General features: G+C 68.4%; 20 protein-coding genes. 9 read left to right on the forward strand and 11 right to left on the reverse strand.

What is annotated here, in order from left to right:
- Positions 1 to 92: 92 nt before the first annotated feature.
- Positions 93 to 1,118 (forward strand): transporter, encoded by a 1,026-nt coding sequence (locus tag AC6LJ5_RS05710; protein ID WP_103272532.1) that lies wholly within the window; start codon positions 93 to 95, stop codon positions 1,116 to 1,118.
- A 7-nt stretch (positions 1,119 to 1,125) separates the two neighbouring features.
- Here AC6LJ5_RS05710 and AC6LJ5_RS05715 read toward each other — a convergent pair whose 3' ends face one another.
- Positions 1,126 to 2,154: an isocitrate/isopropylmalate dehydrogenase family protein gene (locus AC6LJ5_RS05715; RefSeq protein WP_498140018.1), complete on the reverse strand. Its 1,029-nt coding sequence runs from the start codon at positions 2,152 to 2,154 to the stop codon at positions 1,126 to 1,128.
- Between the two features lie 214 nt (positions 2,155 to 2,368).
- Here AC6LJ5_RS05715 and AC6LJ5_RS05720 point away from each other — a divergent pair, with 214 nt between their 5' ends.
- The 3 genes from AC6LJ5_RS05720 (at position 2,369) to AC6LJ5_RS05730 (ending at position 4,255) form a co-directional block, all read left to right on the forward strand.
- Positions 2,369 to 3,055 (forward strand): HAD family hydrolase, encoded by a 687-nt coding sequence (locus AC6LJ5_RS05720; RefSeq protein ID WP_392410720.1) that lies wholly within the window; start codon positions 2,369 to 2,371, stop codon positions 3,053 to 3,055.
- 149 nt (positions 3,056 to 3,204) lie between these two features.
- Positions 3,205 to 3,852, forward strand: a complete 648-nt coding sequence (locus AC6LJ5_RS05725) for a YiaD family glycine zipper/OmpA-like lipoprotein (RefSeq protein ID WP_498140019.1) — start codon at positions 3,205 to 3,207, stop codon at positions 3,850 to 3,852.
- 79 nt (positions 3,853 to 3,931) lie between these two features.
- On the forward strand, positions 3,932 to 4,255 hold the full coding sequence (locus AC6LJ5_RS05730; protein WP_103272536.1) for a 4a-hydroxytetrahydrobiopterin dehydratase: 324 nt from the start codon (positions 3,932 to 3,934) through the stop codon (positions 4,253 to 4,255).
- 57 nt (positions 4,256 to 4,312) lie between these two features.
- On the opposite strand, the gene AC6LJ5_RS05735 is transcribed toward AC6LJ5_RS05730, so the two are convergent.
- From AC6LJ5_RS05735 to AC6LJ5_RS05745, 3 genes are all read right to left on the reverse strand, one after another.
- Entirely contained in the window at positions 4,313 to 5,011 is a 699-nt protein-coding gene (locus AC6LJ5_RS05735; protein WP_103272537.1) for a DUF6776 family protein, read from the reverse strand.
- A 146-nt stretch (positions 5,012 to 5,157) separates the two neighbouring features.
- Positions 5,158 to 5,844, reverse strand: coding sequence for an N-acetylmuramate alpha-1-phosphate uridylyltransferase MurU (gene murU, locus AC6LJ5_RS05740; protein ID WP_498140020.1), 687 nt, complete (start codon positions 5,842 to 5,844; stop codon positions 5,158 to 5,160).
- A complete protein-coding gene (locus AC6LJ5_RS05745; protein WP_233772702.1) occupies positions 5,844 to 6,884 on the reverse strand; it encodes an aminoglycoside phosphotransferase family protein in 1,041 nt (346 codons plus the stop codon). The genes murU and AC6LJ5_RS05745 overlap by 1 nt, the downstream gene beginning before the upstream one ends.
- Before the next feature lie 168 nt (positions 6,885 to 7,052).
- Between AC6LJ5_RS05745 and AC6LJ5_RS05750 the strand changes: the two genes are divergently transcribed.
- Genes AC6LJ5_RS05750 through rsmA form a run of 3 tightly spaced genes read left to right on the forward strand, consistent with a single transcriptional unit; the run spans position 7,053 to position 11,804 of the window.
- Complete coding sequence (locus AC6LJ5_RS05750; protein ID WP_498140021.1) at positions 7,053 to 9,434, forward strand: LPS-assembly protein LptD; 2,382 nt, start codon at positions 7,053 to 7,055, stop codon at positions 9,432 to 9,434.
- On the forward strand, positions 9,431 to 11,005 hold the full coding sequence (locus AC6LJ5_RS05755; RefSeq protein WP_498140022.1) for a peptidylprolyl isomerase: 1,575 nt from the start codon (positions 9,431 to 9,433) through the stop codon (positions 11,003 to 11,005). The genes AC6LJ5_RS05750 and AC6LJ5_RS05755 overlap by 4 nt, the downstream gene beginning before the upstream one ends.
- Positions 11,006 to 11,012: 7 nt before the next feature.
- Positions 11,013 to 11,804 carry a 16S rRNA (adenine(1518)-N(6)/adenine(1519)-N(6))-dimethyltransferase RsmA gene (gene rsmA / locus AC6LJ5_RS05760; protein ID WP_103272542.1) on the forward strand — a complete coding sequence of 264 codons (792 nt, stop codon included), beginning with the start codon at positions 11,013 to 11,015 and terminating at the stop codon, positions 11,802 to 11,804.
- A gap of 76 nt (positions 11,805 to 11,880) precedes the next feature.
- On the opposite strand, the gene AC6LJ5_RS05765 is transcribed toward rsmA, so the two are convergent.
- Entirely contained in the window at positions 11,881 to 13,023 is a 1,143-nt protein-coding gene (locus AC6LJ5_RS05765; protein WP_498140023.1) for a glycerate kinase, read from the reverse strand.
- Between the two features lie 104 nt (positions 13,024 to 13,127).
- Here AC6LJ5_RS05765 and pyk point away from each other — a divergent pair, with 104 nt between their 5' ends.
- The gene (gene pyk / locus AC6LJ5_RS05770) at positions 13,128 to 14,570 is read left to right on the forward strand and encodes a pyruvate kinase (RefSeq protein WP_103272544.1); all 1,443 of its coding nucleotides are present in this window, start codon (positions 13,128 to 13,130) and stop codon (positions 14,568 to 14,570) included.
- Between the two features lie 106 nt (positions 14,571 to 14,676).
- Here the strand turns inward: pyk and AC6LJ5_RS05775 are convergent, their stop codons facing one another.
- The gene (locus AC6LJ5_RS05775; RefSeq protein ID WP_498140024.1) at positions 14,677 to 15,906 is read right to left on the reverse strand and encodes a nucleoside recognition domain-containing protein; all 1,230 of its coding nucleotides are present in this window, start codon (positions 15,904 to 15,906) and stop codon (positions 14,677 to 14,679) included.
- Between the two features lie 203 nt (positions 15,907 to 16,109).
- Here AC6LJ5_RS05775 and AC6LJ5_RS05780 point away from each other — a divergent pair, with 203 nt between their 5' ends.
- Positions 16,110 to 18,353: an acyl-CoA dehydrogenase gene (locus tag AC6LJ5_RS05780; protein WP_498140025.1), complete on the forward strand. Its 2,244-nt coding sequence runs from the start codon at positions 16,110 to 16,112 to the stop codon at positions 18,351 to 18,353.
- Between the two features lie 21 nt (positions 18,354 to 18,374).
- On the opposite strand, the gene def is transcribed toward AC6LJ5_RS05780, so the two are convergent.
- From def to AC6LJ5_RS05805, 5 genes are all read right to left on the reverse strand, one after another.
- Positions 18,375 to 18,908, reverse strand: coding sequence for a peptide deformylase (def, locus tag AC6LJ5_RS05785; protein WP_103272547.1), 534 nt, complete (start codon positions 18,906 to 18,908; stop codon positions 18,375 to 18,377).
- Positions 18,909 to 19,050: 142 nt separating this feature from the next.
- Complete coding sequence (gene gloA, locus AC6LJ5_RS05790) at positions 19,051 to 19,437, reverse strand: lactoylglutathione lyase (RefSeq protein ID WP_392410713.1); 387 nt, start codon at positions 19,435 to 19,437, stop codon at positions 19,051 to 19,053.
- 11 nt (positions 19,438 to 19,448) lie between these two features.
- Complete coding sequence (locus AC6LJ5_RS05795; RefSeq protein ID WP_498140026.1) at positions 19,449 to 20,591, reverse strand: 2-aminoethylphosphonate--pyruvate transaminase; 1,143 nt, start codon at positions 20,589 to 20,591, stop codon at positions 19,449 to 19,451.
- Positions 20,592 to 20,611: 20 nt separating this feature from the next.
- A complete protein-coding gene (locus tag AC6LJ5_RS05800) occupies positions 20,612 to 21,595 on the reverse strand; it encodes a M48 family metallopeptidase (protein ID WP_498140027.1) in 984 nt (327 codons plus the stop codon).
- Positions 21,588 to 22,310 carry a lysophospholipid acyltransferase family protein gene (locus tag AC6LJ5_RS05805; RefSeq protein WP_103272551.1) on the reverse strand — a complete coding sequence of 241 codons (723 nt, stop codon included), beginning with the start codon at positions 22,308 to 22,310 and terminating at the stop codon, positions 21,588 to 21,590. The genes AC6LJ5_RS05800 and AC6LJ5_RS05805 overlap by 8 nt, the downstream gene beginning before the upstream one ends.
- Positions 22,311 to 22,313 lie beyond the last annotated feature (3 nt).

Genomic DNA, 22,313 nt, shown 5'->3' on the forward strand with positions numbered 1-22,313 from the left:
GCCTGTCTTCCGACTGTCACATTCCGGCGTCACCATCCCGATCCCAGGGCGGGCCGCAACGGCCCGCCATCGCTACGCCATGAGCGCGGATCATGATGACGACATCGACGGCAGCCGGCTATGAATCCGACATCTCGGGCCTGATCTGCGCCTTCCGATTCACGCCGGACGGTCCCGGCGCCGAACTCGATTCGCAGGCGCTGGAGCAGCGGCTGGCGGATAGCGCGAGCGAATCGGAAGAGGGCGATTTCCTCTGGCTGCACATGAACCTGTCCCAGGCCGGTTGCGTGCGCTGGCTGCGGGCGCATCTGGAACTGCCGGATGCCTTCATCGCCATGCTGGGCGAGGCGGCCCATTCGACGCGCATCGAGCAGCAGGAGCGCGCGCTGGTCGCCGTGTTCAACGACGTGATCTTCGATTTCGAGCGCACGCCGGCCCAGGTGGCCACGCTGTGGGTCTGCGCGAGGCGCAAGCTGCTGGTCACGCTGCGCCACAAGCCGTTGCGCTCGCTGGACCGGCTGCGCGAGCATGTGCGCCGGGGCGAGCGCTTCCGTTCTCCGGCCGAGCTGCTGGCGCACCTGATGCGGGATCAGGCCGACCTGATGACCGAGATCGTGCGCAAGGCCAGCCTGGATGTGGACGGGATCGAGGACCGCTTCCTGGCCGCGCATGCGGGACCGGCGCGGGTGGACTTGGCGGCAACGCGCCGGGTGCTGGTGCGGTTGCAGCGCACGCTGGCCCCCGAGCCGGGCTCGGTGTTCCGCCTGCTGGCGCGTCCGCCGGCCTGGCTGCAGCCACGCGACGTGCAGGAGCTGCGCGAATCGACGGAAGAATTCTCCGTCGTGCTGGGCGACATGGCGGGCCTGATCGAGCGCATCAGGCTGCTGCAGGAAGAGATCGCGGCGCGCCTGCAGGAACAGAACAACCGCACGCTGTTCACCCTGACGCTGGTCACGGTGCTGGCCCTGCCCATCAACATCATGGCCGGCCTGTTCGGCATGAACGTGGGCGGCATCCCGCTGGCGGAGGACCGTGGCGGCTTCTGGATCATCTGCGCGCTGGTGGCGGTGTTCACCGCGGCGGTGGCCTGGGTGGCGCACCGCCGACGCCTGCGCTGACGGCCCGCTAGAGCCGCCGGCAGACCGCCTCGGCGAACTGGCGCGTGCCGGCCGTGCCGCCGAGGTCGCGCGTGGCCACCTTGTCGGCGTTGATGGTGGCGGAGATGGACTGCTTCAGCCGCTGGGCGTCGCCGGCACGGCCCACATGCTCCAGCATCATGGCGGCGGCCAGCATCAGCGAAATCGGATTGGCCACGCCCTTGCCCGCGATGTCGGGGGCCGAGCCATGCACCGCCTCGAAGATGGCCGCGTCCCTGCCGAAGTTCGAGCCCGGCGCCATGCCCAGGCCGCCGACCAGGCCGGCCAGCTGGTCGGACAGGATGTCGCCGAACAGGTTGGTGCACAACAGCATGTCGAAGCGCCAGGGATTGAGCACGAGCTGCATGGCGCAGGCGTCCACGATCATGTCGTCCACCTCGACCCGGCCCTCGTACTCCTTGGCGACATGCTTGCAGGCCTCGAGGAACAGGCCGGTGAGCGCCTTGAGAATGTTGGCCTTATGGACCACGGTGATTTTCTTGCGGCCATGCCGGACCGCGTACTCGAACGCGAAGCGGGCAATGCGCTCGCTGCCTTCGCGCGTATTCATGCCGGTGCAGACGGCCGCCGCGTGCGGATCGTTGCCCTGCGGGATGTAGAACTCGTGCGCGACATAGAAGCCGCCCAGGTTTTCCCGGATCAGCACCAGGTCGATATTCTCGTAGCGGCCGGGCACGATGGTGTTGACCGGGCGGACGTTGCCGAACAGCTCGAATTCCTCGCGCAGGCGCACATTGGATGAGCGGAAGCCCGTGCCGACCGGCGTGGTCAGCGGCCCCTTCAGCGCCAGCCGGCGCTCGCGGATGCTGGCCAACGTGGCGGCGGGCAGCGGATCGCCCGCGCTGGCGACGCCGGCCATGCCGGCCTGCTGCACGTCCCAGTCGAACGGGCTGCCCAGGGCGTCCAGCACCTGCACGGTGGCTTCGACGACTTCCGGGCCGATGCCGTCTCCGGGTATCAGGGTTGCGGGGATACGGGACGGAGAAGTCGGGTTCATGGCATCACCTTGGTAGTTCGACCGGAGCAGTCGTCCGGGCATTTTTACCATGGCGACACGGCGGCGAGGCCGCGTCCTGCCGGCCCGGCGGTTGGCCGGGAGGGCGCGCTGCCGTTAAGTCCAACCTAAATGTCGGTTGCATGGAGACTGAATCACAGCGGGGGCGCGGCTTCTTATAGTGATTGCTTCCGCAGTTTTCCGGAGTGTCCATTCCATGTCTGTTACGAACACCGGCGCCAGCCCCGTCCATCCTCGTCCCGATGCCGGGAACGGTTTTCCCCAGGCGGTGCTGTTCGACCTGCTGACCGCCTTGCTCGATTCCTGGACGGTCTGGAACGCCGCCGCCGGTTCTGAGCCGCAGGGACGCGCGTGGCGCGCGGAGTACCTGCGCCGCACCTATGGCTGCGGCGCCTACCTGCCCTATGAGCAATTGGTGGCCGAGGCCGCCGAGGCGGTCGGCCTGCCCGCTTCCGCGCCTGCCGCGCTGGAGGCGAACTGGGGGCTGCTGCCGGCCTGGGACGGCGCGCGCGAGCTGCTGGCGGCGCTGCGTCCGCATAGCCGGCTGGGCGTGGTCACCAACTGCTCCAGGGCGCTGGGACATCGCGCTGCCGCACTGCTGGGCGTGGACTGGGACGTGGTCGTGACGTCGGAAGAGGCGGGCTACTACAAGCCGGATCCGCGGCCTTACCAGCTGGCGCTGGCGCGGCTGGACGTGCAGCCCGGGCGCGCCGCCTTCGTCGCGGGCTCCGGCTACGATCTGTTCGGCACCAGCCGCGTGGGCCTGCGGACCTATTGGCACAACCGCGTCGGCCTGGCGCTGCCGCCCGGCGCGCCCGAGCCGGAACGCCAATCGCCGGGCCTGGCCGAGGCGCTGCCGTGGCTGGCGCGCTTTGGCGCCTGAAAGCCTGCCGGCGCTCGGCATCGGCCGGCAGCCGTCGGTCGCAAGGACGAGAGCGGCCTCTACAAAATGTTGCGCGCGGCTCCGGCGCGCTTGCTAGCATGGATCAGCCGGAATCTCCCGGCTGATCCGACGGGTAAGTGGAGGTTGTCATGAACTCAAGAACAATGTTCAACCGTATCGCTGTGGTCGTTGTTTCGGGAGGGCTGCTGGCGAGCTGCGCCACGCAGCAGCAGAACAATACCGCCATAGGCGCGGGCGCGGGCGCGGCGGTGGGCGCGGGCCTGGGCGCTCTGATCGGCAATGGCAAGGGCGCCGCGATCGGCGCGGGCATCGGCGCCGTGGCGGGCGGCCTGGTCGGCTACAACTGGAAGGTCGTGAAGGACGATGTGCAGAAGTCCGGCGCGTCCTCGCTGGGGATCGACGTGGTCGAAATGCCCGACGGCAGCCTCAAGGTCAATATCCCCAGCAATGTCTCGTTCGATACCGACAAGACCCAGCTCAAGCCGGCGCTGCTGCCCGTGCTGGATTCCGTGGCGCGCTCGCTCAATCAGCACCAGGAGCTGCGCGCCAAGGTCGTCGGCCATACCGACAGCACCGGGGCGATGGCGCATAACCAGACCCTGTCGGTCAACAGGGCCAAGAGCGTGACCGACTACCTGGCGCGCCAGGGCGTGGCCGCCGGCCGCCTGTCGGTCGAGGGGCGCGGGCCGAACGATCCGATCGGCGACAATGCCACCGCCGAGGGGCGCGCGGCGAACCGGCGGGTGGAGATCTACCTGTACGCCGTCAAGCAATAGGCGCGACCGCGGTCCGGCGAGCGAGGCGGCGGGCGCGGGGCGCCGCCGCCTTGAGCCATTTGATAGCCAGGAGTCCATCATGAGCATGTTTCCGCCCGCGCGCATCGGCGCCCAGATCGCGGTGGCCGCGTTGAGCGGCTGGCAGGCCGTTGCCGAGCGCGACGCCATCGAGAAACGCTACCGCTTCGCCAACTTCAATGCCGCCTTCGCCTTCATGGCGCGCGCCGCCATGTTCGCGGAAAAGCTGGACCATCATCCTGAATGGACCAACGTCTACAACCGGGTGGATGTGCTGCTGACCACGCATGACGCGGGCGGTGTCACCGAGCTGGATGTGCGCATGGCGCAGTTTATGGACGAGGCGGCGCAGCAGCTGGGCGCCACGGCGCCGAAGGCGGCGTGAAGGGCCGGCTCCAGGCGGGGCCGGAATGGGCACGGGGGCCGCGCCCGGCGGGGGCGATCAGTTGCGCACGTAATAGATGCGCATGGCCTGCTGCTTCTGCGCGCCGTCCATCACGCGCAGCACCACGACCTTGGGCGTGAAGCCCTCGGGCAGCTTGAGCTGGCCGAGCGCGTAGTCGTAGCGGTCCACGTTCAGCGTCGGGCCTTCCGGCGTGATGGTGGCGACGCGGCCATTGGGATAGCTGCCGTCGATGGAGAAGGTCAGCGTGCCCTTGAACGGCGCGCCCTGGCGCTCTTCGCGCATCACCAGCACCTGGAAGTCGAGCAGGCCGGGCGCGCGCTTGAACGTGGCCGAGCGGATGCCCAGGTTGCCGCCGCGCGGGTCGGGCGGCATGGCGTCCTGGAACAGCACCAGTTCCTTGTTCAGCGCGTCGATCTTGCTGCGGGCCTCGGCCAGGTCGGACGTGAGCTTTTCATGGCCGGTCTTGTTGGCGTCGCGCTGCTGGGTGGTTTCTTCCAGCTGGGACTGCAGGCGCTGGCGTTCCAGGTTGGCGGCGCTGAGTTCGCTGTGCAGCTGTTCGGATTGCTCCACCGTCAGGCGCTGCGGGCCGTAATTGGTCTGCAGGAAAAGCACGCCGCCGGCGCCCAGCCCGATGCCCACCAGAAGCAGCACCAGCCAGCGCGGCATGCGCCGCGTGCGTTGGCCCGGCTGATAGACGGAGGGCTTGAATACGGCCCGTTGCGATTTTCCAAACATCCCCAAATTCCTAGAAAAACTCTGCGACGTATGCGGCAGGCGCGCCTGAGGCGCGCCAAAGCGTCAGAGGATACCCCGCCAGCGAGGGTGGTTGGGCGCGCGGACAAGCCTGGTTGCGCACCTTGATATTGTGAAATATGTGGACGTCAGCAGGGCTTGCCGCCGAGTTCGGCGTCCAGCTCGGCCAGCCGTTCCGGCGTGCCGACGTCGGTCCACCTGCCCGTGTGGCGCGCGCCCCGCACTGCGCTGCGCGCCATGGCCTGGCGCAGCAGGGGGGCCATCCGGGCCGCCATGCCTCGGGCCAGGCCCGCGAACAAGCCAGGATGGTAGACGCCGATGCCGGAGAAGGTCAAACGCGGGCCGTTGCCATCATGGACCCGTCCGTCCGGTTCCAGCACGAAATCGCCGTTTGGGTGGTGCTGGGGGTTGTTCACCAGCAGCAGCCAGGCGCTGTCCGGCTTCAGGTCGGCGGCCAGGGCGTGGGCGGCGTCCGGCTGCCAGTCGCACCAGACGTCGCCGTTGACCACCAGGAAGGGCGCGTCGCCCAGCAGAGGCAGCGCCTGGACGATGCCGCCGGCGGTTTCCAGCGCCGTCTGTTCGGGCGAATAGCGTATGCGCACGCCGTGGTTCGATCCGTCGCCCAGGGCCTGTTCGATTTCGTGGCCCAGCCAGGCGTGGTTGATGACGATGTCCCGGATGCCGGCTGCGGCCAGGCGCCGCAGGTGCCAGACGATCAGGGGCTGGCCGCCCGCCGGCAGCAGGGGCTTGGGCAGCCGGTCGGTCAGCGGGCGCATGCGCTCGCCGCGGCCCGCGGCCAGGATCATGGCCCGCATCAGAACGTGTATCCGACTTTGGTTTCGCGGCCGTCCAGCGAGTCCAGCAGGCGCAGCAGGGGAGTGAACACGCCGTAGCGCTGCGCCACCTGCCGCACATAGCCATTCACGCGGGGCATGTGGTCCAGGTAGTGCTTCTTGCCGTCGCGGTGGTTCAGGCGTGCGAACACGCCCAGGATGCGCAGGTTGCGCTGCAGGCCCATCCATTCATAGGCGCGGTGGAATTCGGCGAAGTCGGCATCCACCGGCAGGCCGGCGGCGCGCGCCATTTCCCAGTAGCGGATCGCCCAGTCCAGCTGCTGGGGCTCTTCCCAGGTGGTGCGGGCGTCGGTCACCAGCGAGGCCAGATCATAGGTGATGGGGCCCGCCAGCGCGTCCTGGAAATCGATGATGCCGGGATTGGGGCCATATTGAGGCTGGTCGCAGACCATGAGATTGGGCGAATGGTAGTCGCGATGGACCAGGACCGTGGGCTGTCCGCCGTTGCTGGCGGACAGCAGCGCGAAGATCTTCTCCAGTGCGCTGCTCATCTTGTCGTCCAGCGTCACGCCGTGATGCCGGCTCACGTACCATTCCGGGAAGAGCGTGAGCTCCTGCGCCAGTCGGGCCGTATCGTAGGGCGCCAGGCCGGTGACCGGCGCCTGCTGCATCTTGACCAGGGCGGCCAGGGCTTCGCGGTACAGGGTCTGCAGCTCGCGGTCGCCGATGCCGGCGCGGATGCGCTCGACGTAGTTCTGCTGGCCCAGGTCGGACAGCAGCAGCAGCCCCTGGCCGAGGTCCTGCTCCAGCACGGCAGGCACATTCAGGCCGACGCCGCGCAGCAGCCCGCCCACATGCAGGAATGGGCGGCAGTCTTCGTGCTCGGGCGGGGCATCCATGACGATCAGCGTCCGGTCGCCCGCGTCCAGCCTGAAATAACGGCGGAAGCTTGCGTCGGCGGAAGCCGGGCGCAGGGTGTCCACGGCCAGGTTCAGGGAGGCGGGCAGGCCGGTCAGCCAGTTGCGGATCTGCGTCAGGCGGGGGTCTAGAGGGGTTTTCAAGAAAGATCCGTGTGGGAAGGACGATATTGCGGAATTTTGCGCCCGGCGCACATAAGTCTGGGCGCGTGGCGCGGCTTCTCTATAATACCGGGTCATTTCCGTTGGCTTTGGCTCCCTGCGAGCGCCAGTGCCGGCTTCTTCCATCGTCGATAAGGGCTTTTTTCACTCGTGCGCAAGGTTCGGTGGTTGATCCTATCTGCTGTCAGCGTTGCCGGGGCCGCTCAGGCCCAGGGCAGCCAAGGGACGGCCGCGTCAGCAACGCCCGCCGCTTCGGCGCCCGTGCTGCGCACGTCCCCCGGCCTGAGGCTGCACAGCCTGCCGGACGGCAATATTCCCGCTTATCTCGAAGCCGATTCAATCGACGGCGATCCGGACTCCGACCTGACCCTGACCGGCAACGCGCAGGTGCGCCGCATCGACGGCGTCATCAAGGGCGACCGCATCAATTACCGCAAGGACAGCGGCGAGGTCGACGTCGAGGGCAGCGCGCGCATGATGCGCGACGGCACCCTGGTGACCGGTCCGCGGGCCAAGTTCAACGTCGACAAGTACACGGGCGAGATCGAGAAGCCGAATTTCTGGATGGGCGCCACCGGCGGCTTCGCCGTCGCCGAGCACGCGGATATCTTCAGCAAGTCGCAGATGCGGCTGCACACCGTGACCTACAGCGGCTGCAACTGCGAGAAGCCGTCGTGGTACATCAAGGCCACCACGGTCGACGTCGATTTCGACGAGAACGAAGGCGTGGCGCGCAACGGCGTGCTGTATTTCAAGGACGTGCCGATCCTGGCCTCGCCCTACATGACCTTCCCGGTCAAGAAGGAGCGCAAGTCGGGCTTCCTGATGCCCACCTATGGCACGACCAGCCAGGGCGGCCTGGATATTTCGCTGCCGTACTACTTCAACCTGGCGCCGAACTATGACATGACGCTGGTGCCGCGCTATTTCTCGAAGCGCGGGATGCAGCTGGGCGGCGAGTTTCGGTATCTGGGCGCTGGTTACGGCGGCGCGATGATCGGTACCTATCTTCCCAGCGATCAATTGCGGGACCGCGATCGTTGGATGTTCCGTTGGGCACATCAGCAGATCCTCGGCAACGGTTTCTACACCGACTGGGATTACGCCAAGGTCTCGGATGACAACTACTTCCGGGATATTTCCCAACTTGGATTGAATCAGGCGCCGACAACCTACTTGCCTCAGCGGGCACGGGTAGGTTGGGCGTCGAGCTACTGGAGCGCCTACGCTCAGGTCTACAAGTATCAGACCCTGCAGGATCCCGACGCGCCCCTTTCTCCGCCTTACGACAAGCTGCCAGAGCTCTTCCTGCGTGGCGCCCGTTACGATTGGGGCGGATTCGACGTCGATTGGACATCCACAGCAGTCCGGTTCCGTTTGCCGGAGATCAATCAGCGACGCTACGGTCCTGACGGAGATCGACTGCAGTCTTATCCCACCATCTCCTATCCGATCATTCGGCCGGGCTGGTTCATCGTGCCCAAGGCAGGAGTGAATTTCACACAGTACCAGATGCGCTGGTACAACCGAGATTGGTATGGATTGGATGGCACCGGGGATGCTTCGCGTTACCCGCGCAGCATGTCGCGCACCGTGCCCATCTTCTCGTTGGACATGGGGATGGTTTTCGACCGGGAAACTACCCTGTTTGGCAAACCGTCAACGCAGACGCTTGAGCCTCGACTGTACTATCTCAAGGTCCCGTATCGTGATCAAAGCCGTCTTCCCGTCTTTGACACGTCTCTTTCCGATTTCAGTTTCCCCCAGGCGTTCGAAGAGAACATCTATACCGGTGGCTGGGATCGTATCGCCAATGCAGACCAGCTGACCGCAGCGTTGACCACGCGCTGGCTGGACGCGGATACAGGCTTTGAGCGCCTGTCCTTGTCCGGCGCGCAACGAATCTACTTCGAAGACCAGAAAGTGACTCTGCCTGGCGAAACGCCACGCAAGAATGTCCGCTCGGATTTTCTGGTGGCGGCTAGCGCTGCATTGACCGATACGGTAAGCACCGATCTGGGCGCTCAATACAATCCCTATGACAATCGCTGGTCGCGAGCGTTGATCAGCGCGCGCTGGTCACCTCAACGATTGACGACGGTTGCGCTGTCATATCGTTATCAGCGGGATCCTGCTCCTGGGATTAGCTACCAGCCTCAAGGCCAGAATCAGGTCAGCCTCGCAGTTCAATGGCCTTTCACCAAGCGTTGGTATGGTGTAGGACGGGTGGACTATTCTCTGCGGTCTGGCCCCAGCACCACTATCGCCAATCTCAACGATTCTCCCCGCGTCACCCAGGCCATCGCCGGCCTGGAATACAAGGGAGACTGCTGCTGGGTGGGCCGTGTGGTCTATCAGCGTTACGCGGTGTCGGCCAAGGACGCCAACTCCGCCGTGTTCTTCCAGCTTGAGCTGACCGGTCTGGGCGCCCTCGGCACCGACCCGATGAACCTGCTGAACAGAAGTATCCCCGGCTACAGCCGCATTACCCCGCCTGTGCCGAACGGGACCACATTTGAAAGGTATGAATGATGCGTAGGTTGCACTCCTTGCGCCGCCTGTCCGGCAGCGCTGTGCTGTTGGCCCTTTGCGCCGGCTTGCCGGCCGCTCATGCGGCGGAGCCCGCTGGCAAGGGCGGCGGCAAGCCCGCCGCCGCGCAAAAAAGCGCGGCGCCCGCGCAGTCCGAGCAGTTCGTCGATGGCATTGCCGCCGTCGTCGACAAGGACGTGATCACGCTGCGCGAACTGCATGAAGCGTCGCTGCGCATCGCCGGCGACCTGAAGGCGCGCGGCATCCAGGTGCCTGACGGCCAGACGTTGCAGCACCAGGTGCTGCAGCGTCTCATCATGGAACGCGTGCAGCGCCACGAGGCCGACCGCATGGGCATCCGCGTGGATGACGCGCAGGTGGACCAGGCCACCCAGGCCATCGCGGCGCGCAACAAGATCGGCGTGGACCAGCTGCGCAAGGAAATCGAAAAATCGGGCGTGTCCTGGGATAGCTATCGCAAGTCCCTGCGCGACGAGATCCGCATGGACCGCCTGCGCCAGCGCGCCGTCGATTCCAACATCGTGATTTCGGACGCGGAAGTCGATGCCTTCCTGCGCGACCAGCGCCGCAACCCGGCGTTCGCCGCGCAGACGCAGGCCGAATCCCAGCCTCAGCCGCAGGCGCAGCCGGAACCCGTGCCGGAGCAGGCGGCGGCGCCCAGCGGGCCGATGCTGTATGCGCTCGCGCAGATCCTGGTGCGTGTGCCTGAAGGTTCATCGCCTGAGCAGTTGACCGCGTTGCGCAAGAAGGCCGAGGGCCTGCTGGCCCGCGCCAAGCGCGGCGACGATTTCGCCAGCCTCGCGGCCGCGTCCTCCGACGGTCCCGAGGCGCTGCAGGGCGGCGTCATGGGCGTGCGTCCGCTGGACGGCTGGCCCGACCTGTTCGTCAAGGCGGTCGGCAATCTGCAGAAGGGCCAGGTCAGCGCCCTGATCCAGAGTGGCAACGGCTTCCACATCATCAAGGTGCTGGACCGCGGCACCGCGCAGCCGGCTCCGGCCCGCACCGCCCGCGCGCCCGCGCCTGCCCAAGCGCCGCAGCCGAAGTCCCAGCCGCAGCGCGCGCAGCAGCCGGCATCCACGCAGGTCACGCAAACCCGCGCGCGCCACATCCTGATCAAGACGTCCACGGTCATGAGCGACCAGCTGGCGCGTCAACGCCTGGAACAGGTGCGCCAACGCCTAGTGGCGGGCGATGCCAAGTTCGAAGACATGGCGCGTCAATATTCGCAGGACTCGACCGCGCCGCAGGGCGGTGAGCTGGGTTGGCTGAATCCCGGCGAAACCGTGCCGCCGTTCGAATCGGCGATGAATGCGTTGCAGCCTGGCGAAATCAGCCAGCCGGTGCAATCGCCGTTCGGCTGGCACCTGATCCAGGTCGAGGAGCGCCGCCAGCATGACGCGACCGACGAAATGGCGCGCATGAAGGCCCGCCAGATCCTGTTCGAGCGTCGCGCCCAGCCCGCCTTCGAGGATTGGCTGGACCAGTTGCGCGCCCAGGCCTATGTGGATAACCGCCTGGAAAAGCAACAGCGCATCCAACAGAACAACCGCTAGGCCGCTCATGTCTCAACACCAGGCGCGCAAGCGCTTTGGCCAGAACTTCCTGACCGACGACAGCGTCGTCGAGTCCATCGTCCGGGCGGTCGCGCCCGCCCGTGGCGATGCGGTGGTTGAAATCGGGCCCGGCCTGTCCGCGCTCACCCGGCCGCTGCTGGAGCGGCTGGATCGTCTCACGGTGGTCGAGATCGATCGCGATCTGGCCGCGCGGCTGCGCAAGCAGTTCGAGGCCGACCGCCTGACGGTGGTCGAGGCCGACGCGCTGACCGTGGATTTCGCGCAGTTCGGCCCCGGACTGCGCGTGGTCGGCAATCTACCGTACAACATCTCCAGCCCGCTGCTGTTCCACCTCATGGCCTCGGCCGACCACATCCGCGACCAGCATTTCATGCTGCAACGGGAAGTGATCGACCGCATGGTGGCCGAGCCCGGCTCCAGCGACTACAGCCGCCTGTCGGTGATGCTGCAATCGCGCTACCGCATGCACAAGCTGTTCGACGTGCCGCCCGAGGCCTTCGACCCGCCGCCCAAGGTGGTGTCGGCGGTCGTGCGCATGATGCCCCTGCCCGGGGACCGCCTGCGTCCCGTCAGCGCCAGGGCGTTCGAGACGGTGGTGGCGCGGGCGTTTTCCCAGCGTCGCAAGATGCTGCGCCGCGTGCTGGCGGACTGGGCGCCCCAGGTGCCCTGGGAAGCGCTGGACATCGCGCCCACGGCGCGCGCCGAGGACGTGTCGGTGGACCGGTATATCCGCCTGTCCGACGCGCTGGTCGCGGCGGGCGTGCTGCAGGCCGGCTGAGCGCCTGACCCTTTCTTCACCATACTGGCCCCCTTGATTGCCGGCCTGCCGCAAGCGCGGCAGCCGGCGCCCTGCGCTACAGCATGCGTTTCTGCGCGGCCATCCATAGCTGCATCACGTCGCGCGCGCGATCGTGCAGCAGGCGTTCGGCGTCGTTGAGCGCCTGCTGCAGCGTGATGGGGCCGGGCGCGAGGCTGAACGCCGCGCTGATGCCGCAGGCGTGCAGGGCCTCGTAGCCTTCGCCCAGCGAGCCGGCCAGGGCCACCACGGGCACGCCTGCCTGCCGGGCGATCCGGGCGACGCCGGCCGGCGTCTTGCCGCGCAGCGTCTGCGCATCCATCCGGCCTTCGCCGGTGAACACCAGCGTGGCGCCTTCCACGGCTTGCGCCAGTCCGCCCAGCTCGGCCACGATGTCCACGCCGGGGCGAAAGCGCGCGTCCAGGAATGCCTTGGCCGCGAAGCCCAGGCCGCCCGCGGCGCCCGCGCCGGGCGCATCGCGATGGTCGACCCCCAGGCTGCGCGCGCAGATGTCGGCAAAACGTTCCAGCGCCTGGTCCAGCTCATGCACCTGTGCGGGCGTCGCGCCTTTCTGCGGACCGAATACGTGCGACGCGCCCTGCGGACCGCAGAGCGGATTGTCCACGTCGCTGGCCACGTCGATGCGCGCGCCGGCCAGCCTGGGGTCGAGTCCTTGGACATCGATGGAGGCGATCCGCGCCAGCGCGCCGCCGCCTGGCGGCAGGCTGTGCCCCTCGGCGTCCAGCAGCCGCGCGCCCAGCGCGGTCAGCATGCCTGCGCCGGCGTCGTTGGTGGCGGAGCCGCCCAGGCCCAGGATGATGTGGCGCGCGCCGGCGTCGAGCGCGGCCAGGATCAGCTCGCCCACGCCGTGGCTGCTGGCGCGCATCGGGTCTCGGCGCGCCGGCGCGATCAGCTCCAGGCCGGAAGCGGCGGCCATTTCGATGATGGCCGTGCCGTCCGCCAGCATGCCCCAGACCGCGTCGACCTTGTGGCCCAGCGCATCGTTCACGGTCTGCATGCGCGCTTCGCCCGAGGCCGCGGCGAGCACCGCCTCGACCGTGCCCTCGCCGCCATCGGCCATGGGCACGCAGACAGTCTGCGCGCCGGGAATAGCGGCTTTCACGCCGCGGGCTATGGCCTCGGCCGCGGCTGGCGCGGAAATGCTTTCCTTGAACGAGTCGGGTGCGATGACGATTTTCACGATGCGGACAAGCCTGGTCAGGATAGGTGGCGTTCATGATACCCGCGCGCTCGCATCGCGTCGTACCATAGCGTTTCCGTTGTTTCTTGCGAGATAGGATTCCCATGCCCGTACTGCGCCGCACCAAAATTGTCGCCACCCTGGGACCGTCGACGTCGACGCCCGAGCGCATCGAGGCCCTGATCCGGGCCGGGCTGGATGTGGCTCGACTGAACTTCTCGCACGGCAGCGCCGACGACCACCGCGAACGCGCGCGCCTGGTGCGCGAGATCGCGGCGCGGCAGGGCCGCTACGTCGCGATCATGGGCGACCTGCAAGGACCGAAGATCCGCATCGCGCGCTTCACCGACAAGCTGGTGCAGCTGCAGGTGGGCCAGCCCTTCACCCTGTCGCGCGTCCATCCCAAGGAAGCGGGCACGGCCAGCATCGTCGGCATTGATTACCCAGAGTTGGTGCAGGACTGCCGCGTGGGCGACGAGCTGCTGCTCGACGACGGCCGCGTGGTGCTGGTGGTGGATAGCGTCGAGGGCGACGAGGTCCGCACCACCGTAACTGTCGGCGGCCCGCTGTCCAACAACAAGGGCATCAACCGCCGCGGCGGCGGCCTGTCCGCGCCCAGCCTGACCGACAAGGATCGCGTCGACATCAAGCTCGCCGCCGAGATGGAACTGGATTACGTGGCGGTCTCGTTTCCGCGTTACGGCAGCGACATCGACGAGGCGCGGACCCTGCTGCACGCGGCCGGCAGCGATGCCTGGATCATCGCCAAGATCGAGCGCGCCGAGGCCGTGGCCGACGACGAGGCGCTGGATGCGCTGATCCGCGCCAGCGACGGCGTCATGGTGGCGCGTGGCGACCTGGGCGTGGAAGTGGGCGACGCCGAGCTGGTGGGCATCCAGAAGCGCATCATCCAGCACGCGCGCACGCTGAACAAGGTCGTGATCACGGCCACGCAGATGATGGAGTCCATGATCTCCAGCCCCATGCCCACGCGCGCCGAAGTCTCCGACGTGGCCAACGCCGTGCTCGACTACACCGACGCCGTCATGCTGTCGGCCGAGAGCGCCTCGGGCCAATACCCGGTCGAGACGGTGCAGGCCATGGCGCGCGTCTGCCTGGGCGCGGAAAAGCACCCGACCTCGACCCAGTCGCACCATCGCCTGGGCGAGACCTTCACGCGTTGCGACGAGACCATCGCGTTGGCCGCCATGTACGCGGCCAACCACTTCCCCGGCGTCAAGGCCATCATCGCGCTGACCGAAAGCGGCCACACGCCGCTGATCATGTCGCGCATCCGTTCGGGCGTGCCGATCTACTGCTACAGCCCGCACAGTGTCACGCAGAATCGTGTGACGATGTTCCGCGGGGTCTACACGATTCCCTTCGCGCCGTCCGACTACGAGCCCGCCGACCTGAGCAACGCGGCCATCGACGAACTGCGCAAGCGCAACCTGGTGCAGAGCGGCGACTGGGTCATCCTGACCAAGGGCGATTTCTATCGTGACAGCGGCGGCACCAATGGCATGAAGATCCTGCTGGTGGATTGATGCGGGTGGGTCGGGCCGCGTCAGGTCGGGCCGAGTCAGGCGCGGCCGCGCAAGGCCGGGCCCTGCCTGGCCCGACAACGCCGTCGCCGGCTCGAAGGCGCGGCGTTCAACCGAAGAACCAGTAGCACACGCCGATCGCGGCCAGCACGCCGGCCGCGTCGGCCACCAGCGCGCAGGCCACGGCGTGGCGCGCGCGCAGGATGCCCACCGAGCCGAAGTACACCGCCAGCACGTAGAAGGTGGTCTCGGTGCTGCCCTGCACCACGGTGGCCAGCAGCGCGGGGAAGCTGTCCACGCCGAAGTGCGTCATGGTCTCCAGCATCAGCGCGCGCGCCGCGCTGCCGGAAAAGGGCTTGACCAGGGCGGTGGGCAGGGCGTCCACGAAGCGCGCGTCCCAGCCCGCCTGGGCGGCCAGCCAGCGGATTCCGTCAAGCAGGAAGTCGAGCGCGCCCGAGGCCCGCAGCATACCCACCGCGCAGAGCATGGCCACCAGGTAGGGCAGCAGGTTCTTGGCGATGTCGAAGCCTTCCTTGGCGCCCTCGACGAAGGCCTCGTACACCGGCACCTTTTTCCAGGCGCCGGCCAGCAGGAACAGCAGCAGGATGCAGAACAGCGTCAGGTTGCCCAGCAGCGAGGACAGCGCGGCGATGGCGGTGGCCGTCATGCTGGCCAGCAGTGCCATGAAGCCGCCCAGCGCCAGCGCGCCGCCGCCCAGCCAGGCCAGCACCACCGGATCCGTCAGTTTCAGGCGCTGGCAGAACGCCACCGCCAGGAAGCCGGCCAGCGTGGAGGCGCAAGTGGCCAGCAGAATGGGCAGGAACACCAGCGTCGGATCTGCCGCGCCCTGTTGCGCGCGGAACATGAACAGCGACACCGGCAGCAGGGTCAGCGACGAGGCATTGAGCACCAGGAACAGGATCTGCGCGTTGCTGGCCGTGTCGGGCTTGGGATTGAGCGACTGCAGCTCGCGCATGGCGCGCAGGCCGATGGGCGTGGCCGCGTTGTCCAGGCCCAGGCCGTTGGCGGCAAAGTTCAGCGTGATCAGGCCGATGGCGGGATGGTTGCGCGGCACCTCGGGCATCAGGCGCGCGAACAGCGGGCCGAGCAGCCGCGCCAGCCGTTCCACCAGGCCCGCGCCCTCGGCGATGCGCAGGAATCCCAGCCACAGCGTCAGCGTGCCGAACAGCAGCACCATGACTTCAACCGACACGCGGGCCATGTCGAACAGGCTGGCGATCATGGCGCGGAAGACCTCGGCGTCGCCGATGGCGAGCCAGCGGTAGAACGCGGCTGCCGCGGCGGCGAGAAAGAAACTCAGCCAGAGTTTGTTCAGCATGTCTTGGGCCTGATGGTACGAAAAATGGGCCGCGCGGCGTCGGCCCTGCGCGCCTGGGCGCGGGGCGCGGTTCGACTGGGCGCCCGGGCATTGTCGCAGAGTCGGGCGGCCCCCGCGTGGTCGCGCGTCCGCAATTCTGGTACTTTGACCCGATGCGTCCCAGGGCCGACGGCCCGGGGACGACGACAGCAAAAGGGGAGCCCATGGATTTCAACGCCTGGCGCCGGCGCCGCGTTTCCGAACCTGCCTACCGTTGGGCGCGCCGCGCGCTGCCGCCCATGTCCGCGACCGAACGCGAGGCCATCGAGGCCGGCGACACCTGGTGGGAGGCCGATCTCTTCAGCGGCAATCCGGACTGGCGCAAGCTGCTGGACGTGCCGGCCGCCACGCTGACGCCGGACGAGCGGAAGTTCATCGACGGGCCCGTGGCGCAGCTGTGCGCCATGCTGGACGAATGGGATATCAGCTGGAACCGCCGCGACCTGCCGCCCGAGGTCTGGGCCTTCCTGAAGGCGCAGCGCTTCTTCGGCATGATCATCCCGCGCCGCTACGGTGGCCTGGGCTTCTCGCCTTACGCGCATTCCGAGGTGGTGCGCCGCATCTCCGCCTACTCGGTCACCGCCGGCGTCACCGTGATGGTGCCCAACTCGCTCGGACCGGGCGAGCTGCTGATGCAGTTCGGCACGCCGGCGCAACGCGACTACTGGCTGCCGCGCCTGGCCGACGGGCGCGAGATTCCCTGCTTCGGCCTGACCAGCCCCGAGGCCGGCTCGGACGCGGCCTCCATGACCGACACCGGCGTGGTCTGCCGCCAGGTGGTGGATGGGCGCGAGCTGATCGGCATCCGGCTGAACTGGCACAAGCGCTACATCACGCTGGGCCCGGTGGCCACGGTGCTGGGGCTGGCCTTCAAGCTGTCCGATCCCGACGGCATCCTGGGCGAGCCGCGCGACATCGGCATCTCGGTGGCGCTGGTGCAGGTCGATGCGCCGGGCGTGGAGATCGGCCGGCGCCATCTGCCCGCCATGCAGGCCTTTCAGAACGGCCCCAATCGCGGCCGCGACGTGTTCGTGCCGCTGGACGCGCTGATCGGCGGCGAGGAGCGCGCCGGCCACGGCTGGCAGATGCTGATGAGCGCGCTGGCGGCCGGGCGTGGCATTTCGCTGCCCTCGCTGTCGGCGGCGGCGGCCGCGCTGGGGGCTCACGCCACCGGCATGTACGCGCGCGTGCGCGAGCAGTTCGGCCTGCCGGTGGGGCGCTTCGAGGGCGTGCAGGAAAAGCTGGCCAACCTGGCCGGCAACGCCTACCTGGTCGAGGCCGCGCGCCGCCTGACCTGCGCGGCCCTGAACCAGGGCGTCAAGCCGGCCGTGGTATCCGGCATCATGAAATATCACGCGACCGAGCGCATGCGCCAGTCGGTCAACGACGCCATGGACGTGCACGCGGGCCGGGGCGTGATCGACGGGCCGCGCAACTACCTGGGTTCGCTGCACCGCGCCGTGCCCATCGCCATCACGGTCGAAGGCGCCAACATCCTGACGCGCAACCTGATCATCTTCGGCCAGGGCGCCATCCGCGCGCATCCGTACCTGATGCCCGAGATGCTGGCGCTGGGCAATCCGGACGAAGAGCGCGGCATGGAGGTCTTCCACGACGTGTTCTGGCGTCATCTGCGGCACGTCGGCATGACGTCCCTGCGCGCCATCGGGCGGGCCTGGACCGGCGGCATGCTGGCGCCCACGCCCACATCGGGGCCGACGGCCCGCCACTACCGCAGGCTGGGCCGCTACGCCGCCGGCTTCGCGCTGCTGGCCGACGCCTCGCTGGCCAGCCTGGGCGGCGCGCTCAAGCGCCGCGAGCTGCTCTCCGCAAGATTGGGCGACATTCTGTCCGAGCTGTATCTGTTGTCGGCCGTGCTCAAGCGCTGGGAAGATGAAGGCCGCAAGCACGACGACCTGCCGCTGGTGCGCTGGTGCATGGAGCAGGGTGCGGCTCGCATCGAGGGCGCCATGGACCAGGTGCTGTCCAACCTGCCGGGCCGGGTGCTGGCCTGGGGCCTGCGCGCCGCCATCCTGCCGCTGCGGCTCGCCAAGGGGCCGGACGACGCCTTGACGCGCGAATGCGCCGAGCTGTTGCTCAAGCCCTCGCCCACGCATGACCGCCTGGCGGCGGAATTGCAGCGCGAGCCCGGGCCGGACCCGCTGGGGCAGCTGACGCGCGCGTTCGCGCTGGCGGAAGCGGTGCAGCCGCTACGCGACCGGCTACGCCAGTCCGGCCTGCGCGACTGGCGCGAGGCCCATCGGCAGGGCGCCATCACCGATGCGCAGGCGGCGCAGCTGGAGGCCGCCGAGGCATCGGCGGCCGAGGTGCTGCAGGTGGATGATTTCGCGCCGGAGGAACTGTCGCCCGGCGCGGGCCGCGACAATGCGCAGCCCAGCGGCGATTGAGGCCGCCGTGTCGCGGCGTCCTCAATCGTCCTGGTTCGGATCCATGCCGGGGAACAGGATCTCGGTGTAGCCGAACTTGCTGAAGTCCTGGATGCGGGACGGATACAGGCGCCCGATCAGGTGGTCGCATTCATGCTGCACCACGCGGGCGTGAAAGCCCTCGGCCTCGCGCTCGATCGGCTGGCCCTGCGGATCCAGGCCGGTGTAGCGGATATGGCGATAGCGCGGCACCAGGCCGCGCAGGCCGGGCACCGACAGGCAGCCTTCCCAGCCGTCTTCCATCTCGTCGGACAGCGGCGTGATGACCGGATTGCACAGGATGGTCTGCGGCACCGCCGGCGCGTCGGGATAGCGCTCGTTGCGGTCGAAGCCGAAGATCACCAGTTGCAGGTCCACGCCGATCTGCGGCGCGGCCAGTCCCACGCCCTGGGCGGCGGCCATGGTCTCGAACATGTCCGCGACCAGCGCGCGCAGCTCGGGCGTGCCGAAATGCGCCACGGGCGCGGCCACGCGCAGCAGCCGAGGGTCGCCCATTTTGAGGATGGTGTGAATCATGATGGCGTCGTGGTTGTTTGTCGATCAAGCGCATCCCCCGCGCGCATGAAGCAGGCGCGGCGCAGAGCGGGGCGGCGCGGATCCGGCTCTGCCGGTCCGCTGCCGCGCCCCCTGGGGGGAAGCGCGCAGCGCTTCGGGGGGGTCAACCCTTTTTCTGGATGAACTCGATCTTGTAGCCGTCGGGGTCTTCGACGAAGGCGATAACCGTCGTGCCGTGCTTCATCGGGCCGGCTTCGCGAGTGACCTTGCCGCCGCGTTCCTTGACCTTGTCACAGGCTTCGTAGGCATTGTCGACTTCCAGGGCGATGTGGCCGTAGCCGCTGCCCAGGTCGTACTTGTCGGTGTCCCAGTTGTGGGTCAGCTCGATGACGGCGCCTTCGGCCTCGTCCTGGTAGCCGACAAAGGCCAGCGTGAACTTGCCGTCCGGATAGTCGTTGCGGCGCAGGACGCGCATGCCGAGCACGTTGGTGTAGAAGTCGATGGATTTGTCGAGGTTGCCGACTCGCAGCATGGTGTGTAGCAGGCGCATGTTGGTGTTTCCTATGCGGTCAGGGTGGAAGGGAGCGCCGGCTTCTGGCCGGCGGCGGTCCCGCGGATGCCGAGTTCGGACAGCGCCTCGCCCATGGCCTGGACGGCTTGCCGCATCTGGTCGGCTGCGAAGGCGCCGATGCAGCCGACACGGAAGGAAGGCTGTTCGGTGTTCTTGAAATTGCTGAGCACGTAGCCTCGGCGCTTGAGCGCGTCGACGAAGGCCTGCAGGTCCCAGGCCGGCGTGTCCGGGGCCAGCACATTGACGACGATGGGGCCCTGCAGCGCCGGCGGCAGCCAGGGCGTCAGGCCGATCTCGCCGACGCCTTGGTACAGCGCGCGCATATTGGCCGTGTAGCGCGCCAGGCGCGCCTCGCGGCCCTCCTCATGATAGCGCGCCAGCGCGACGGCGAAGGCGGCCAGCGTGGGCGCGGGCGGGGTGAAGCGCGGCCCGGCGTTGGGCTGCAGGCTTTGCTGATAGATGTCGGCCAGGTCCAGCGACCAGCTGCCGGCGCGGCCCTGCGCGGCGTCCAGGCTGTCGCGCCGCGCCACCACGAAGGCGGCGCCGGGCAGGCCCTCCAGGCATTTGTTGGCGGTCAGGGCCACCGCGTCCACGGCCGGCAGGTCCGACAGATCCAGCGGCAGCGCGCCAAAGGCCGAGACCGCGTCGATGATGACGCGCCGCCCCAGCGCCTGCGCGACGCGGGCGATGGCGGGCGCATCGTGGCAGATGCCGCTGCTGGTTTCGCTGTAGACCAGGGCCACGTGGCTGATCGTCGGGTCCTGTTCCAGGGCCTGGGCCACGGCCTGCGGATCGATGCGGTCGCGCACGCCCACGTACAGCGGCACGGCCACGCGGCCGGCCTCGGCGGCGAGCCGCTGCAGGCGGCTGGCATAGGCGCCGGTGGACGGCACCAGCAGGCGTCCGCCTGGCGGCATCAGCGTGCGGATCGCGGCCTCGACAGCGAAGTGACCGCAGCCGGGCAAGGCCAGCGCGACATGTTCGTCGGGCCGCGCGCAGGCGGCGCGCAGCACGCCGGCGCAGACCTGGCGGTAGAGTTCGCGGAAATCGTTGTCCCAGGGCGCATAGTCCTGCGCCGCGGCGGCCCTCACCCGTGCGTCGGTGGTCACCGGGCCGGGAATCAGCAGCAGCATCGTCGTGTCTCCAAGGCGCCTCAGAATTGAGGCAGGGATGCCGGATCGTGGCGCCGCAGGATGTTCTTGGCGTCCTCGAAATCGGGCAGGATCTGGCCCACTTCGCGCCAGAAGTCCTGGCTGTGGTTCATTTCGCGCAGGTGGGCCAGCTCGTGCGCGATCACGTAGTCGATGATGGCCGGCGCGAAGTGGATCAGGCGCCAGTTCAGCATGATGTTGCCGTCGCTGGTGCACGAGCCCCAGCGGGTCGCGGCGGAAGACAGCCGCCAGCGGCGGATCTTCAGGCCGCTGATCTGCAGGAAATGCGCCAGGCGCGCGCCGAACCAGGCGCCGGCGCGCTGTTGCAGCCAGGCCTGGGCGGCGTCGCGGATGCGGCCCTGGTCGGCGTTGGCGGGCAGGGCCAGCCACAGCGTGTCGCCGTCCCGTGGGGCGTCGGCGTCGCCCGAGAGCGCGGCCTGGCGGCTGTCGCCGCCCACGCCGATGACGATGCGCCGGCCCAGATAAGGCAGCTCGCCGCCGGCCTGCCAGCGCGTGTGCGCCATGGCCAGCTGCCGCTTGCGGGCGTGCCATTCGCGCAGCTTGTTCAGGATCCAGCGGGCTTTCTCGCGCACCGCGTCGTCGATCTGGCCCAGCGTGACCCAGTTGGGCGCGGTGACGCGCAGACCGTCGTCGGTGATGACGAAGCCGATGCTGCGGCGGCGCGAGCGCAGCAGCACGAAGCCGATGGGCTGTTCGTCGGTGTTCACCTCGCGCCAGCGGGCGCCGGGCGGCAGTGGATCGGGGCAGGGCGTCGGCACGCGGGCCGAGGCATTCGGGGACAGCGTCAGCAGCGGTTCGCCCGAGTGGGCGGGGGACGGATCCGGCAGACGCGCCGGGGACGGCGCGTCAGGCGCGGGGCGCGGTCCGGGCGGCGCGCGCGGCGCGGCGTCCGCCGGCGGCACGCCTTCCGGCGCGCCGGTTTCCCGCGAGTCGAACAGGAGTTCGAGCTGAGCGCTGCTAGACATACCTTTCAGGGTTGAGACGCCGCATTTCCCCTTCGATCCAGTCCTGGACCTTCTGGTTCAGTTCCTCGGGGGGGAGTCCCTGAGATTCTATCGCGGGTCCGATGGACAGCGTAACCAGTCCCGGGCGCTTCACGAAGGCGTTGCGTCGCCAGCATTCGCCGGCGTTGTGCGCCACCGGGATGACCTTGGCGCCGGTGCGCGAGGCCAGCAGCGCGCCGCCCATCTTGAACCGGCCGGCCTGGCCCGGGGGCACGCGCGTGCCTTCCGGAAAGAGCAGAGGCCAGCGGCCCTCGTCCATGCGCTTGCGACCCTGGGCGACGACCTGCTCGAAGGCGTCGCGGCCCTTGCTGCGGTCGATGGCGATCATGCGCAGCAGCGCCAGGCCCCAGCCGAAGAACGGCACCATGTGCAGTTCCTTCTTGTAGACGAAGCAGACTTCGCGCGGCATGTAGGCGGGAAAGAACAGCGTTTCCCACGCGGACTGGTGCTTGGACAGGATCACGGCCGGGCCGTCGGGCAGGTTTTCCCAGCCCTTCACCTGCCAGCGGATGCCGCAGATCACGCGCGCGCCCCAGATCGCCAGGCGCGGCCAGCCCACGGTGAGCTTGTAGCGCAGGTGCAGCGGCAGCGGCGCCCACAGGACGCAGGCGAAGGCGTAGGGAATGACCGTGACGATCAGGAAAATGGCGTAAAGCAGCGAACGGAGCCGGGCCATCGG

This window comes from Achromobacter sp. 1011791174 (assembly GCF_059760925.1).

Bases quoted from the DNA above. Each gene is read 5' to 3' on its own strand.
- AC6LJ5_RS05710 (WP_103272532.1), top strand. From the start codon at position 93: ATGATGACGACATCGACGGCAGCCGGCTATGAATCCGACATCTCGGGC.
- AC6LJ5_RS05715 (WP_498140018.1), bottom strand. From the start codon at position 2,154: ATGAACCCGACTTCTCCGTCCCGTATCCCCGCAACCCTGATACCCGGA.
- AC6LJ5_RS05720 (WP_392410720.1), top strand. From the start codon at position 2,369: ATGTCTGTTACGAACACCGGCGCCAGCCCCGTCCATCCTCGTCCCGAT.
- AC6LJ5_RS05725 (WP_498140019.1), top strand. From the start codon at position 3,205: ATGAACTCAAGAACAATGTTCAACCGTATCGCTGTGGTCGTTGTTTCG.
- AC6LJ5_RS05730 (WP_103272536.1), top strand. From the start codon at position 3,932: ATGAGCATGTTTCCGCCCGCGCGCATCGGCGCCCAGATCGCGGTGGCC.
- AC6LJ5_RS05735 (WP_103272537.1), bottom strand. From the start codon at position 5,011: ATGTTTGGAAAATCGCAACGGGCCGTATTCAAGCCCTCCGTCTATCAG.
- murU (WP_498140020.1), bottom strand. From the start codon at position 5,844: ATGCGGGCCATGATCCTGGCCGCGGGCCGCGGCGAGCGCATGCGCCCG.
- AC6LJ5_RS05755 (WP_498140022.1), top strand. From the start codon at position 9,431: ATGATGCGTAGGTTGCACTCCTTGCGCCGCCTGTCCGGCAGCGCTGTG.
- rsmA (WP_103272542.1), top strand. From the start codon at position 11,013: ATGTCTCAACACCAGGCGCGCAAGCGCTTTGGCCAGAACTTCCTGACC.
- pyk (WP_103272544.1), top strand. From the start codon at position 13,128: ATGCCCGTACTGCGCCGCACCAAAATTGTCGCCACCCTGGGACCGTCG.
- AC6LJ5_RS05775 (WP_498140024.1), bottom strand. From the start codon at position 15,906: ATGCTGAACAAACTCTGGCTGAGTTTCTTTCTCGCCGCCGCGGCAGCC.
- AC6LJ5_RS05780 (WP_498140025.1), top strand. From the start codon at position 16,110: ATGGATTTCAACGCCTGGCGCCGGCGCCGCGTTTCCGAACCTGCCTAC.
- def (WP_103272547.1), bottom strand. From the start codon at position 18,908: ATGATTCACACCATCCTCAAAATGGGCGACCCTCGGCTGCTGCGCGTG.
- gloA (WP_392410713.1), bottom strand. From the start codon at position 19,437: ATGCGCCTGCTACACACCATGCTGCGAGTCGGCAACCTCGACAAATCC.
- AC6LJ5_RS05795 (WP_498140026.1), bottom strand. From the start codon at position 20,591: ATGCTGCTGCTGATTCCCGGCCCGGTGACCACCGACGCACGGGTGAGG.
- AC6LJ5_RS05800 (WP_498140027.1), bottom strand. From the start codon at position 21,595: ATGTCTAGCAGCGCTCAGCTCGAACTCCTGTTCGACTCGCGGGAAACC.
- AC6LJ5_RS05805 (WP_103272551.1), bottom strand. From the start codon at position 22,310: ATGGCCCGGCTCCGTTCGCTGCTTTACGCCATTTTCCTGATCGTCACG.